The following is a 13209-nucleotide window of genomic DNA, read 5'->3' as shown; positions in this document are numbered from 1 at the left end:
CCTCCTATGATGGCGATCGTCCGCTGTCGTCCGTTAGGAGTCAAGCATGGCGATCGAGTCGTCTGGGTGGCTGACCTCGGTCTATATCAACGCCGTTCGCGACGCCGGAGCCACAGCCGACGCCGAGCGATTGAAGGAAGAGGCCCGCGATCTCCTCGATGCGTGGAGCACCGAGGAACGCACGTGCCACAACACGAAGTTCCTCATCCGCATTCTCGACGCCCTCGATAACCTCTCGGGCTGCGCCCATGCGCCCGAGGAGCTCCAGCTGGCCGCCTTTTATCACGGTGCCATTTTCTACACCCCGCGCAGCCTCGACTACGTCCACACGGGGCGCGACCTGCTGGCCGGCGCTCGCCTCGCCCAGGCTCGCCTGCCACTACTCGGCGTGCCCACGGACGTGGCAGCCCGGGTGAGCGGCCTGATCGAGGCCGTTGCGGGCAACGACCCCCTCGACTCCGTCGACGCGCAGGTGTTCCACGACGCGCTGCTCGCGTCGCTGACCATCGCCCCGCAGGCCTATCGCGACTACCGCGAGCGCATGTGCGACCAGTATGCCCACCTGCCACGCCGCCTCTACCTGCTGGGGCGGCGTCGCCAGGTCCGCGCACTCCTCGACGAGGCGTCCATCTTCCGCTCGCCGCTGGCCGAGGAGGACGAGGAGCTGGCCCGGTCGAAATCTCACCTCCGAGCTGGCTCGTCTCAACCAGGAGATCGGCGACAGCGATGACGGCGGCGACTCCGACAGCGTCGTCACCTCGGGGCCGGCTTCGGGCACCATCGTCATCAAAAAGTCGACGGCCAAGCCCAAGGTCGATCCCGATGCCACCACCCCCGAGGCCGCGCCCCCGAGCCCCGACATCGAGGAGTCGCCAACTCCCGCGGTCGCCGAGACGACGATCGAGCCGGCCCGCGAGGTGTCCTCACTCGAGGCGATTGAGGACGATCTGGCGGATTTCGCCGGCTCTCACACGGCTGAACAGCCTCGCGTGCGTGACGCCGAATAGTTCCACGCGCTAATCGGTGTCCCCACAGGACGCTCACGCGCACCTATTCGGCCCATCGGCGCGGTGTCCGGGTCACGATTCTCGGCTGCCCGCAGAGTTGATGAGACCACATTGTCGTCTTAGGAGAGTCTCATGGCGCACTACGTCGTCGATTCCGCATCGCTGTCCCAATCAGCCGCCCACATGTCCCAGATCGGCGAGCATATTCGCGCCGATGTCGCCGCGATGATGGGGCAGCTGGGATCCCTGCAATCGTCGTGGAGCGGCCAGGGCCAGCTGGCCTTCGCCGATTGCGCGAGTCGCTGGCACGCCGCCCAACTGCAGGTGGAGTCGGCGCTGGATCATATCTCGGCCGCTCTCGCTCAGGCGTCGGCGACGTACGAAGACGCGGAGACACAAACCGTGGGCCTGTTCGCCGGCTGAGTCGGCCACGACTTAGACAAAATGCGGCGGGGGCCACGGTGTCGCACCGTGGCCCCCGCTGTTGTCAGCGCGCGAGCGGCTTAGTACATGCCGCCCATGCCGGCGTCGGCACCCGGACCCTCGGGGGCCGGCGGCTCGGGCTTGTCGGCAACAACGGCCTCGGTCGTCAGGAACATCCCGGCGATCGATGCGGCGTTCTGCAGCGCCGAGCGGGTCACCTTAACGGGGTCGGCAATGCCGCCCTCAAGCAGGTTCTCGTACTCGAGCGTCGCGGCGTTGAAGCCTTCGCCCGCGGGCAGCTGCGAGACCTTTTCGGCAACGACCGAACCCTCGTAGCCGGCGTTCTCGACGATCTGCTTGAGCGGAGCCGACAGGGCCACGCGCACGATCTGCGCACCCGTCGCCTCGTCGCCCTCGAGCTCGAGCTTCTCAATCGCGCTCGTGCCCGACTGCAGCAGGGCGACGCCACCGCCGGCGACGATGCCCTCTTCGACGGCTGCCTTGGCGTTGCGCACGGCGTCCTCGATGCGGTGCTTGCGCTCCTTCATCTCGACCTCGGTGGCCGCGCCCGACTTGATGACGGCGACGCCGCCGGCAAGCTTGGCCAGACGCTCCTCGAGCTTCTCGCGATCGTAGTCGGACTCGGTGTTCTCGATCTCCTGGCGGATCTGGGCCACGCGTCCGTCGATGTCTTCCTTGGCGCCGGCGCCGTCAACGATCGTCGTCTCGTCCTTCGTGACGATGATCTTGCGGGCCTTGCCCAGCATGTCGAGCTCGGCCGTCTCGAGCGAGAGGCCGACGGTCTCGGAGATGACCTGGCCGCCCGTGAGGATGGCCATGTCCTGCAGCATGGCCTTGCGGCGATCGCCGAAGCCCGGCGCCTTGACGGCAACCGACTTGAAGGTGCCGCGGATCTTGTTGACGACGAGCGTCGTCAGCGCCTCGGAGTCGACGTCCTCGGCAATGACGAGCAGCGGCTTGCCCGACTGCATGACCTTCTCGAGCAGCGGCAGCAGGTCCTTGATCGTCGAGACCTTCGAGTCGACGAGAAGAACGTAGGCTTCCTCAAGGACGGCTTCCTGCGTGTCCGTGTCGGTCACGAAGTAGCCCGAGAGGTAGCCGCGGTCGAAGCGCATGCCCTCGGTGGTCTCGAGGTGGGTGCCGAACGTGTTCGACTCCTCGACGGTGATGACGCCCTCATTCTTGACGACCTCCATCGCGTCGGCGATCAGCTCACCGATCTCGGCGTCGTTGGCCGAAATCGAGGCGGTCGCGGCGATCTGATCGCGCGTCTCGACGGGCTTGGAGTCGGCGTGGAGGCGATCGACGACGGCCTCAACGGCCTTGTCGATGCCGCGCTTGAGGGCGATCGGGTTCGCACCGGCAACGACGTTGCGCAGACCCTCGCGAACGATCGCCTGGGCGAGGACGGTCGCGGTGGTGGTTCCGTCACCGGCGACGTCATCGGTCTTCTTGGCGACCTCCTTGACCAGCTCGGCACCGATCTTCTCGAACGGATCCTCGAGCTCGATCTCCTTCGCCACCGACACGCCGTCCTTGGTGATCGTGGGGGCGCCCCACTTCTTGTCCAGGACAACGTTGCGGCCGCGCGGACCGAGGGTCTTCTTCACGGTGTCGGCCAGCACGTTGAGGCCGGCTTCCATCCCGCGGCGTGCTTCCTCATCAAAAGCGATGATCTTTGCCATTGGTTGCTATTCCTCCGCGTTAGCGGTCGTGGCGCCCGATGCCCGCGACGGACGACCGGCCCAATCGCGTTCTGGTCACGCTCTTCGGACGGCCTCATCGAGTGCCGTGGTTTTATCACTCGTACTGAATGAGTGCTAACCAGAAGTTTGGCACTCTTGGGGCGCGAGTGCAAGATTTGAACGCTCGCTTCGGCGCTCGGCGAAACTGCGCGCCATATTCGCCGCGGTGTGTCGAGACCTCGCCGCGCGGGAAAGCCGGTAGCGTACGAGGCGTGACGACCAAGGAATATGAAGAGGACGAGTTCGATCGCGCCGCTGGCACGCAGCCCGCCGGTGCCCACCGACAGCCCGTCTCCCGGCTCAAACTCGCCTGGCCGTTCCTCGTCGTCATCATTGCCGCTCCCGTGTTGGCGTGGATCATCGTCACCGTCGTCCTGGGCGGAGGCGACACCTCCGACGCCTCCTCGACACCACCGGCGACGACCCAGGCGCCCCAGGCCCCCGCGACGCCCGAGGTCAACAAGGCAACCCCGGTGACCATCAACAATGCCGCCGGCGTTCAGGGGCTGGCGGCCAGTGCGGCGGGCAAGCTCACCGACAACGGGTTTACCTCCATTAATCCGACAAATTCGGCGGCGCGCGGAATCTCGCACACGACGGTGTATTACAGCTCCGAGAACCACAAGGCCGCCGCCGAAGCCGTGGCCAAGATTCTCGGTATTCAGGCGGTAGAGGCTACGCCCGCGGGCTACCAGATGCCCGACGGAGTTGCCGTCTACCTCCTCTCCGACTACTCGCCCAGTTCAGCTAGGTAAACCGGCCACGCTGGCTCGCTAGTCGCGCCAGATCCTGTCTGCGGGCTTAGCCCCACCGGATCGGTTGTGCTCCCTGCTCCCGCAACGCCTCGTTCGCGCGACTGAACGGTCGTGACCCGAAAAAGCCGCGCGAAGCCGACAGCGGCGACGGATGCGGCGATTCGATCGTCGCCACCCCCGGCAACAGCGGCTTGAGCGACTGCGCCGCGCGCCCCCACAGAATCGCGACCAGCGGAGCCTGGCGTTGGACGAGCGCCGTGATCGCGTGATCGGTCACGCGTTCCCAGCCGCGCCCCTGGTGCGACGCCGGCTTGCCCGGCGTCACCGTGAGCACCCTGTTGAGAAGCATGACGCCCTGCTCGCACCACGGCGTCAGATCTCCGCTCGTCGGCCGCTCGCAGCCGATGTCCGAGACCAGCTCGGTGAAGATGTTAACGAGCGAGCGCGGCGGCGCAATTCCTGGAGCGACGGAAAACGACAGGCCCATGGGATGCCCGGGCGTGGGATAGGGATCCTGCCCGACGATGAGGACCTTGACGTCGTCGAAGGGGTAGGTGAAGGCCCGGAGCACGTCGGAGCCTGCCGGCAGGTAGCCGCGACCGGCGGCATTCTCGGCGCGGAGCATGTCGCCGAGGCGGCGAATATCGCTCTCGACCGGCGCCAGTGCGCGCGCCCACCCGGGATCGATGATGTCGGCTAGCGGTGCCGGTCCCTCGCTCATGACGCGTCCTGTCTCGAATTCACGACCTCCAGTGTAGCCGCGCCCCATGCGGGCCGAACGCGAGCGGGGCGGACCAATCGGCCCGCCCCGCTGCTACCCGTTGTCACGCTAGTCGCGCATTGACCCCATCTTCGACAGCATCATGAGGAACTCCGCATTCGACTGCGTCTCCTTGAGCTTGGAGAGGACAAACTCGGCGGCCTGCTGGGTGTCGAGGGCGCTGAGCATCCGCCGCAGCTTCCACACGATCGCCAGCTCCTCCTTCGTCAAGAGGAGTTCCTCGCGTCGCGTCGAGGACGCATCCATGTCGACGGCCGGGAACAGGCGCTTGTCGGCAAGCTGGCGCGACAGGCGCAGTTCCATGTTGCCGGTGCCCTTGAACTCCTCGAAGATGACCTCGTCCATCTTCGACCCCGTCTCGACGAGCGCGGTCGCGAGGATCGTCAGCGAGCCGCCGTTCTCGACGTTGCGGGCGGCGCCGAAGAACCGCTTGGGCGGATAGAGCGCGGAGGCATCGACACCACCCGAGAGGATCCGGCCCGACGCCGGAGCCGCAAGGTTGTAGGCCCGACCGAGTCGGGTGATCGAGTCCAGCAGAACGACGACGTCGTGCCCGAGCTCGACCAGGCGCTTGGCCCGCTCGATGGCGAGTTCGGCGACGCGGGTGTGGTCAGAAGCGGGACGGTCAAAGGTGGAGGCAATGATCTCGCCCTCGACCGTGCGCGTCATGTCGGTGACTTCCTCGGGACGCTCGTCGACGAGAACAACGAGGATCTTGCACTCGGGGTTGTTCTGGTGGATCGCGCGGGCGATCTGCTGGAGGATGATGGTCTTGCCGGCCTTCGGCGGCGACACGATGAGGCCGCGCTGGCCCTTGCCAATCGGGGCGAGCATGTCGATGACACGCGGGGCGAGCGGACGCGGAGCCGTCTCCAGGCGCAGCTGTTCGTTCGGGTAGAGGGGAACGAGGTCCTTGAAGTGGGGACGTTCGCGTGCCTCCTCGACACTCATGCCCGAAATCGACTCCACGCGCACGAGCGCGTTGTATTTTTGGCGCCGGTTATTCGGCTGATCGCCCTGCGGGCGCACATAGCCGACAACGGCATCCCCGGCGCGCATTCCCCACCGGCGAACCTGGCCCAGCGTCACGTAGACGTCGTTTTGGCCCGGGTTGAAGCCGGAGGTGCGCACGAACGCGTGATTCGATTCGACGTCCAAGACGCCGCCGATCGGCACGAGTACCTCGTCGTCCTCGCGCGCAGACCGCTGCTCGCCGCGGTCGCGGCCCTCGCCGGTGCGCTCACCACGATCGGTGCGCTCATTGCGGTCGCGGCGCCCACGTCCGCGCCGGCCTCGGCGCGAGCCCGCGTCGTCGCGGCCGCGACGACGTTCACGCCGTCCCGCGCGCTCGTCGCCGTCGGGAAGCTCGATCTCGTCGAGGGACTGGGCACCGGACGAGGCGGCCGGCGCATCAGTGTGCTCTTCGGCCAAAGCGGCCTTGACGTCGAGAACGGCACCGCTCTCGCGCTCACCCTCGCCCTGACGCGGGCTGCGGCGACGGCGCTGCCCGCTCTGGGCATCGGCCGATTCCTCCGCTTGGTCGCGATTCTCAGACTGATCATGGGCGGCCGCGCGTTCGGCAGCGGGGCTGGGGGTTTCCTCGGGCGACGCGGTGGCGGCTGCACGGGCGGGGCGCGGCTTTGCACCGGTGGCCTCGGCGGCGGCGATGACGGCAGCCAGCTCGCCCTTGCGCATCCGCGATGTTCCGCGGATTCCCAACGACGCGGCGAGGGCCTTGAGCTCCCCCACGCGCATCGTGGCGAGCTCGGACTGGTGATGTGCGGTCATGAAGTGGTCCTTCACGTAACTGATGAGGCGCGTTCTGGCGCTTGGAAGAAAATACCCGTAACCGACGGGCTGGACAAGGAAACATTCGTGAGCGACAAGGTGGCACACGGCGGTGTCGCACCTATCGGGCGCAGCGTCCCTTCGTCGCAGCTAAGGGTATCAATTCCCCCACTGCCACCGCACCACCGCTGGCGTGAGCTTGCCCACTCACGCGGTCGTCATCTCGAGACCGCTCGCCGGACACGTCGTCTCGATGAGGCGGAAGTCGGCGGCCTCGACATGCGCGCGGGCCTCGGCGTCGAGACGGGCGAAGACGAGCACGCTCGGCCCGGCACCCGAGACGACCGCCGGGAAGCGACGTGCGCGCAGGGAGTCCATGAGCTCGAGCGACTCGGCCATGATGTCGCGGCGGTAGGGCTGGTGGAGCCGGTCTTCCGTCGCCGCCATGAGATCGCCGCCGCCGCTGGCAAGCGAGGCGACGAGCAGCGCCGCGCGCGCAGCGTTGAACGCGGCATCGGCGTGGGGCACACTGGCCGGCAGCAGCGAGCGTGCGCGCTCGGTCGCGAGCTCGCCACCGGGGACGAGGACGCTCAGACGCAGCTGCTCCGGTGGATCGAGCCGTAGGGTGCGCGCGTCCTCGCCGTCGGTCCACGACACGGTGAGGCCGCCGTAGATGGCCGGGGCGACGTTGTCGGGGTGGCCCTCCTCGTGGCTGGCCAGCGACAGAATGTCCTCCCGGCTCAGCGCTCCCCCGCTGAGGACAGCGGCGAGTCCCAGCCCGGCGACGATCGCGGCTGCGGACGAGCCCATCCCCCGCGAATGAGGAATGCGGTTGTGACAGCGCATGTGGACGCCGACCTGGGGGCATCCCGCCCTCTCGAGGCCCAGGCGCAGCATCCGCACGACGAGATGTCGTTCGTCCGTTGCCAACGTGCCGGCACCCTCGCCGACGATGTCGACGCGGCTAGGGCCGTCTGTTGTGCGAACCTCGACCTCGTCGTAGATGTCGAGCGCCAACCCCAGCGAGTCGAATCCCGGCCCGAGATTCGCCGACGTCGCCGGGACCCGCACCCGTGCCGACTCCACGGTCACACCCATGGTTAGAGTCCCAGGGCGCGGCAGGCAGCCTCGAGCGTAGGTTCGATGACCTCGGGATCGATCGCGCGATCACCGAGTGCCGTTGCCGTGTCCTTCAGGCCGTTGCCAGTCACCGTGCACACGATTCGCGCGCCCTCGGGGACCTGTCCCTGTTGAGCCAAGTGGCGCAAACCGGCAACCGAAGCGGCCGAGGCCGGTTCGCAGAACACCCCGGTTTCTGCGGCGAGGATGGCCTGGGCGTCGAGAATCTGCTCATCGCTCACGGCCGTGATGAGGCCATCGGAGTCGTCGCGAGCCGCGACGGCATAGTCCCACGAGGCCGGGTTACCGATGCGAATGGCCGTCGCCACCGTTTCCGGGTCGGCGACAGGGTGGCCGGCGACGAATGGGGCGGCGCCGGCGGCCTGGATGCCCCACATCCGGGGGGTACGGCTCGCGACGGCCTCAAGCCGCGTCGCGGAATCGTCGATCGAGGCCGCGGTCGTGCGGCCCGCGTACTCGTTGTAGCCCATCCAATACGCCGAGATGTTGCCGGCGTTGCCAACGGGCAGAACGTGAATGTCGGGAGCGTCGCCGAGGGCGTCGACGATTTCGAACGCCGCCGTCTTCTGCCCCTGGAGGCGGTAGGGATTCACGGAATTGACGAGCGCCACCGGGTAGGTCTGGGTGAGCTCGCGGACGATGCGCAGGCAGTCGTCAAAGTTGCCGTCGACGGCGATGAGGGTTGCGCCGTGGACGATCGCCTGGGCGAGTTTGCCGGCCGCGATCTTGCCGGCGGGCAGAACGACGGCACACGAGAATCCAGCGCGCGTGGCATAGGCGGCCGCCGACGCGGACGTGTTGCCGGTGGAGGCGCACGCGACCATCTCGCACCCGGACGAGGCGACCTTCGTCATCGCCATCGTCATCCCGCGGTCCTTGAACGACCCGGTCGGGTTGGCACCCTCGACCTTGATGTAGACCTCGGCACCGACCTCGGCGCTGAGGGGGTCGGACTTGACGAGCGGCGTGCCGCCCTCCCCCAGGGTGATCGGGGTGTCCTCGGCCTCGAGCGGCAGTCGATCCGCGTATTCGGCCAGCAGGCCGCGCCAGGGCTGTGCCATTGTTATGCCTCCCTCATCATCACCGCGATCACGCGGGTGACGCTGTCGGTGTGTGTCAGTTCGTCGAGCGCGGCGTCAATGGCCGAGCGGGTGGAGTGGTGGGTCGTCAGTGTCAGGGTCGATTCGGTGTCGTCCTCGCAGGTCTGCTCGAGCGCGGCAATGGAGATGCCGTGAGCGGCGAAGATCCCGGCGATCTCGGCGAGGACGCCCGTGCGATCGGGAACAGCGAAGCGCAGCTGGAACTCGCCGGTGACCTGGCTGGCCGGCAGGATCGGCAGCGATTCATAGGCCGATTCGCGCGGAGCCGAGCCGCCGTGAGCGATGTGCGTGGCCGCGGCGACGACGTCGGAGAGGACTGCCGACGCCGTCTGTACCCCGCCCGCGCCCTGGCCGTAAAACATCAGGCGGCCCGCGGCCTCGGCGTCGATGACGACGGCATTGAACGCACCCGATACGCTCGCGAGCGGGTTCGCCGTCGAGACGAGGGTCGGGGCCACGTGCACGGACACCGCCTCGCCCTCATCCGTGCGCACGCGGCGGGCGTGGGCGAGCAGCTTGATGACTCCACCGGCCCGCTTGGCGGCGGCGATGTCGGCCGGGGTGATCGAGCGGACGCCCTCGACCGCGACGTCATCGATGCCGACGCGCGTGTGGAAGGCGAGGGATGCGAGGATGGCGCACTTGGCGGCGGCGTCGAGACCGTCGACGTCGGCCGTCGGGTCGGCCTCGGCGTAGCCGAGTTCCTGCGCCCGCGCGAGCGCCTCGTCGTAGCTCCACCCATGGGTCGCCATCTGGTCGAGGATGTAGTTCGTCGTCCCGTTGACGATGCCGAGCACGCCCTCGACCCGGTCCCCCGCCAGCGATTCGCGCAGTCCGTAGACAACGGGGACCGCGCCGGCAACCGCCGCCTCGAAGTAGAGGCTCGCGCCGCTCTCGCGCGCGGCGTCGTGGAGTTCGGGGCCGTGGCTGGCCAGCAGCGCCTTGTTGCCGGTGACGACGGTGGCCCCGGCCCGCAGGGCGCGTAGCACCCACGTGCGCGCGGGCTCAATTCCGCCGATGAGTTCGATGACGATGTCGGCGTCATCGATGAGGGCGTCGGCGTCGACCGTTAGTTTGTCGCGGTCGATCCAGTCGGGGCGAGGGGCATCGATGTCACGCACGGCGATCCCGCTGACCTCAACGTGCGCCCCGCACCGGGCCGCGTAGTCACCGCCGCGCTCAGCAAGCAGACGAACGACCTGGCTACCGACCGTTCCGCATCCGAGAACGGCGATTTTCACGGTGTCGAGACTCATGGCTTCCCTTGATTCGTCGGGGTGTCTTGCCCTCACCCTATCCACTCATGCGCTCGGGCGTCCCCGCCGTCTTATCCGCGGACGCGACCAGATCGCGATCGCGGCGCAGGACGTCGTCGACAGTTTCTCGTGCAATGACCGTCTCGGCTTCCCCATCGGCAACGGCGATGACGCCGGGCCTGGTGAGCATGTTGTAGTTCGAGGCCATCGCGTGACCGTAGGCGCCGACCGCGGGAACGGCCAGGAGGTCGCCGCGACGGATATCGGCGGGCAGGCACACGTCGTGAATGACGATATCGCCCGACTCACAGTGGCGCCCGACGACCCGGCAGCGCCTCAGCGGCGCCGCACTCGCGCGATTAGCCAGCGTCGCCGTGTAGGCGGCGCCGTAGAGGGCCGGGCGAATGTTGTCGCTCATGCCACCGTCGATCGACACGTAGGTCCGCACCTGGCCCTCGTCCACCGGCTGATCCTTGATGGTGCCGATCGTGTACAACATGATCTGGCTGGGACCCGCGATTGAGCGACCCGGCTCGATCGAGACCCGAGGCAAAGCGATTCCACGCATTGCCGCCGACTCCTCGAGACTCGCCCGCAGCGCGGCGGCAACCTCGCGCGGGTGCGGTGGGCAGGGGTCTGCACCCGTGTAGGCGATGCCCAGGCCGCCGCCGAGATCGAGCTCGTCGATCGTGATGCCCTCCTCGGCGAGGTCGGCAACCAGCTCGAGCAACCGCGAGGCCGCCTCGGCGAAACCTTCGATGGCGAAGATTTGGGAGCCAATATGAGAGTGCAGACCGATGAGGCGCAGCACGTCAGAGGCCTCGACGCGTCGCGCGGCCTGCGCCGCGGCACCGCTGAGCGAGAGTCCGAACTTCTGGTCCTCGTGCGCCGTCGCGATGAACTCGTGGCCCCCTGCATGCACCCCCGAGGTCACGCGCACCATGACGGGAACGTCGCTCAGCCCGCAGGCGCGAGCGCGTTCTTCGAGCACGTCGATTTCGTCGAGTGAGTCGACAATAATGCGGCCGATCCCCGCCGTGATTGCCCGATCGATCTCGGCGTCGAGTTTGTTATTTCCGTGCAACCCGACGAGTTCCGGGGTCGCTCCCGCACGCAGAGCGCACTCGAGCTCGCCCGCCGAGGCCGTATCAATCCCCAGCCCCGCATCATTCGCCAGGTGAACCGCACGGGCACATAGGAAGGCCTTCGCGGCGTAGTGGACGTGCGCGCGCCCGTCGAATGCCTCGTTCATCGCCTCGGCCCAACGACGTGCGCGGGCGGCGAAATCCGCGGTGTCCCACACGAACGTCGGGGTCGATTCGGCGAGCTCGGTGAGGGCGAGACCGCCGACGACGAGAACTCCGTCCTCGCGCCGATAGGTGCCGGCGGGCCACAGGTCCGGGCGCGCGGCCGGCTCGGGGCAGACGAGATCGGCGCGAACAGCGGTGTCGATCGGTGCGTGGGTGCCGCTCATGACCTCACCTACATCTTCTCGGGAGCCGAAACCCCCAGCAGGTTCAGGCCGTTGGCGAGCACCTGGCGCACGGCGTCGTTGAGCCACAGGCGAGCCACGTGCCCGGCGTTGACCTCTTCTCCCGCGCGTGGGGTCACGCGGCACTTGGCATACCACGCGTGATAGGCCGCGGCGACGTCTTCGAGGTAGTGGGCGACGCGGTGCGGTTCGCGCAGCTCCCCAGCCTGGGCGACGATCGCGGGGAAGCGCGCGAGGACGCCCAGCAGCTCGGAGTCGGCCGCCGTATCGAGGGCCGCCGGGGTGAACCCGGCGTCGCGGCTGACCTCATGCTCGGCTGCGTTCGTCGCGACGCTGCACGTGCGCGCGTGGGCGTATTGCACGTAGTAGACGGGATTGTCATTCGAGTGTGAGGCCAGCTGATCGAGGTCGATGTCGAGGGCCTGGTCCATCGACGAGCGCACGAGCGCGTAACGCGCGGCGTCGACGCCGACGGCGTCGACCAGGTCGTCGAGCGTGACGACGTTGCCGGCGCGCTTGGACATGCGCACGGGCTTGCCGTCCTTCACGAGGTTCACCAGCTGACCGATGATGATCTGCATGTTGTCGCCGGCTTTGTCGCCGTAGGCCTCACACATCGCCATCATGCGGCCAATGTAGCCGTGGTGATCGGCTCCCAGCAGGTAGATGCAGCAGTCGGCCCCGCGCTCGCGCTTGTCGAGGTAGTAGGCGGTGTCGGCGGCGAAGTAGGCGGCCTCGCCATCGGACTTGATGAGGACGCGGTCCTTGTCGTCGGCGAACTGCGACGTGCGCAGCCACACGGCCCCATCGGCCTCGTAGACGGCGCCGGCGTCACGCAACCGCTGGATCGAGCGGTCGACGGCACCGGAGCGGTGGAGAGTTTCCTCGTGGAAGAACACGTCGAAGTTGACGCCGAATTCGACGAGCTTGTCCTTGATCTGGGCGAACATGAGCTCGACCCCGCGAGCGCGGAAGACCTCCTGGGCCTGGGCGTCGTCGAGATCGACGGGATCCGGGCGGCCCGCCGCCACCTCGTCGTCGCGCACCTGCTGGGCGATCTCGCCGATGTAGTCGCCGCCGTAGCCATCCTCGGGGACGTCTTCGCCGCGTGCGGCCGCCAGCAGCGACGAGGAGAACCTGTCGATTTGGCTGCCGTGGTCGTTGAAGTAGTACTCCCGTGTCACGTCAGCTCCACACGCCTCCATGACGCGCGCGAGCGTGTCGCCCACGGCGGCCCACCGGGCCCCGCCCAGGTGGATCGGACCCGTCGGGTTGGCCGAGACGAACTCGAGGTTGACCGCGAGGTCGCGCAGTGCCGTCGAGCGGCCCCACTGTGGCCCGGTGTCGAGGATGGTCCGCGCCAGTTCACCGGCCGAGGCCGCCGACAGCGTGATGTTGAGGAAGCCGGGGCCGGCGACCTCGACGGCGTCGATGCCCTCGTCATCGCCGATCGCCTCGGCGATCATCGCCGCGAGGTCGCGCGGAGTCGTGCCTGCGCGCTTGCCGAGCTGAAGAGCAACGTTCGTCGCCCAGTCGCCGTGTTCGCGCGAACGGGGACGCTCGACCTTGACTGGGGAGGGAATCGCCTCGACGTCGAGATCGAGACGGCCGGCGGAGACGAGGTCGACCAGGGCACAACGGATCTTCTCAGCAAGTGCGTCAGGAGTCATGGTCGACAGACTACAGCCCCCGCGGGGCGAA

Annotated in this window: 11 protein-coding genes; 3 read left to right on the top strand and 8 right to left on the bottom strand. The window is 67.8% G+C overall.

Annotation, left to right across the window (positions count from 1 at the left end; genetic code table 11):
* Positions 1–46: 46 nt before the first annotated feature.
* Positions 47–730 (top strand): HD domain-containing protein, encoded by a 684-nt coding sequence (locus tag H8R18_RS02090; RefSeq protein ID WP_194189347.1) that lies wholly within the window; start codon positions 47–49, stop codon positions 728–730.
* Between the two features lie 409 nt (positions 731–1139).
* Positions 1140–1430, top strand: a complete 291-nt coding sequence (locus tag H8R18_RS02085) for a WXG100 family type VII secretion target (protein ID WP_191072136.1) — start codon at positions 1140–1142, stop codon at positions 1428–1430.
* An 80-nt stretch (positions 1431–1510) separates the two neighbouring features.
* Here the strand turns inward: H8R18_RS02085 and groL are convergent, their stop codons facing one another.
* Entirely contained in the window at positions 1511–3136 is a 1626-nt protein-coding gene (groL, locus tag H8R18_RS02080; protein WP_191072137.1) for a chaperonin GroEL, read from the bottom strand.
* A 272-nt stretch (positions 3137–3408) separates the two neighbouring features.
* Between groL and H8R18_RS02075 the strand changes: the two genes are divergently transcribed.
* On the top strand, positions 3409–3951 hold the full coding sequence (locus H8R18_RS02075; protein ID WP_191072138.1) for a LytR C-terminal domain-containing protein: 543 nt from the start codon (positions 3409–3411) through the stop codon (positions 3949–3951).
* A gap of 46 nt (positions 3952–3997) precedes the next feature.
* Here H8R18_RS02075 and H8R18_RS02070 read toward each other — a convergent pair whose 3' ends face one another.
* The 7 genes from H8R18_RS02070 to argS form a co-directional block, all read right to left on the bottom strand.
* Positions 3998–4672, bottom strand: a complete 675-nt coding sequence (locus H8R18_RS02070; RefSeq protein WP_191072139.1) for a uracil-DNA glycosylase — start codon at positions 4670–4672, stop codon at positions 3998–4000.
* Between the two features lie 108 nt (positions 4673–4780).
* Positions 4781–6520, bottom strand: coding sequence for a transcription termination factor Rho (rho, locus tag H8R18_RS02065; RefSeq protein WP_191072140.1), 1740 nt, complete (start codon positions 6518–6520; stop codon positions 4781–4783).
* 207 nt (positions 6521–6727) lie between these two features.
* Positions 6728–7618, bottom strand: a complete 891-nt coding sequence (gene thrB, locus H8R18_RS02060; RefSeq protein WP_191072141.1) for a homoserine kinase — start codon at positions 7616–7618, stop codon at positions 6728–6730.
* A gap of 2 nt (positions 7619–7620) precedes the next feature.
* Positions 7621–8721, bottom strand: a complete 1101-nt coding sequence (thrC, locus tag H8R18_RS02055) for a threonine synthase (RefSeq protein WP_191072142.1) — start codon at positions 8719–8721, stop codon at positions 7621–7623.
* Positions 8722–8723: 2 nt separating this feature from the next.
* Entirely contained in the window at positions 8724–10016 is a 1293-nt protein-coding gene (locus tag H8R18_RS02050; RefSeq protein ID WP_191072143.1) for a homoserine dehydrogenase, read from the bottom strand.
* A 37-nt stretch (positions 10017–10053) separates the two neighbouring features.
* The gene (gene lysA, locus H8R18_RS02045) at positions 10054–11490 is read right to left on the bottom strand and encodes a diaminopimelate decarboxylase (protein ID WP_191072144.1); all 1437 of its coding nucleotides are present in this window, start codon (positions 11488–11490) and stop codon (positions 10054–10056) included.
* A gap of 8 nt (positions 11491–11498) precedes the next feature.
* Positions 11499–13178, bottom strand: a complete 1680-nt coding sequence (gene argS, locus H8R18_RS02040) for an arginine--tRNA ligase (RefSeq protein ID WP_191072145.1) — start codon at positions 13176–13178, stop codon at positions 11499–11501.
* Positions 13179–13209: the final 31 nt, after the last annotated feature.

Source organism: Nanchangia anserum (assembly GCF_015240065.1).
GTDB lineage: Bacteria > Actinomycetota > Actinomycetes > Actinomycetales > Actinomycetaceae > Nanchangia > Nanchangia anserum.
This window is presented reverse-complemented; position numbering and strand designations above follow the sequence as displayed.

What these genes read in the sequence shown, in the direction of transcription:
- thrC (WP_191072142.1), bottom strand. Translation starts at nt 8,721, where the DNA reads ATGGCACAGCCCTGGCGCGGCCTGCTGGCCGAATACGCGGATCGACTG.
- thrB (WP_191072141.1), bottom strand. Translation starts at nt 7,618, where the DNA reads ATGGGTGTGACCGTGGAGTCGGCACGGGTGCGGGTCCCGGCGACGTCG.
- H8R18_RS02090 (WP_194189347.1), top strand. Translation starts at nt 47, where the DNA reads ATGGCGATCGAGTCGTCTGGGTGGCTGACCTCGGTCTATATCAACGCC.
- groL (WP_191072137.1), bottom strand. Translation starts at nt 3,136, where the DNA reads ATGGCAAAGATCATCGCTTTTGATGAGGAAGCACGCCGCGGGATGGAA.
- H8R18_RS02050 (WP_191072143.1), bottom strand. Translation starts at nt 10,016, where the DNA reads ATGAGTCTCGACACCGTGAAAATCGCCGTTCTCGGATGCGGAACGGTC.
- H8R18_RS02085 (WP_191072136.1), top strand. Translation starts at nt 1,140, where the DNA reads ATGGCGCACTACGTCGTCGATTCCGCATCGCTGTCCCAATCAGCCGCC.
- H8R18_RS02070 (WP_191072139.1), bottom strand. Translation starts at nt 4,672, where the DNA reads ATGAGCGAGGGACCGGCACCGCTAGCCGACATCATCGATCCCGGGTGG.
- lysA (WP_191072144.1), bottom strand. Translation starts at nt 11,490, where the DNA reads ATGAGCGGCACCCACGCACCGATCGACACCGCTGTTCGCGCCGATCTC.
- rho (WP_191072140.1), bottom strand. Translation starts at nt 6,520, where the DNA reads ATGACCGCACATCACCAGTCCGAGCTCGCCACGATGCGCGTGGGGGAG.
- argS (WP_191072145.1), bottom strand. Translation starts at nt 13,178, where the DNA reads ATGACTCCTGACGCACTTGCTGAGAAGATCCGTTGTGCCCTGGTCGAC.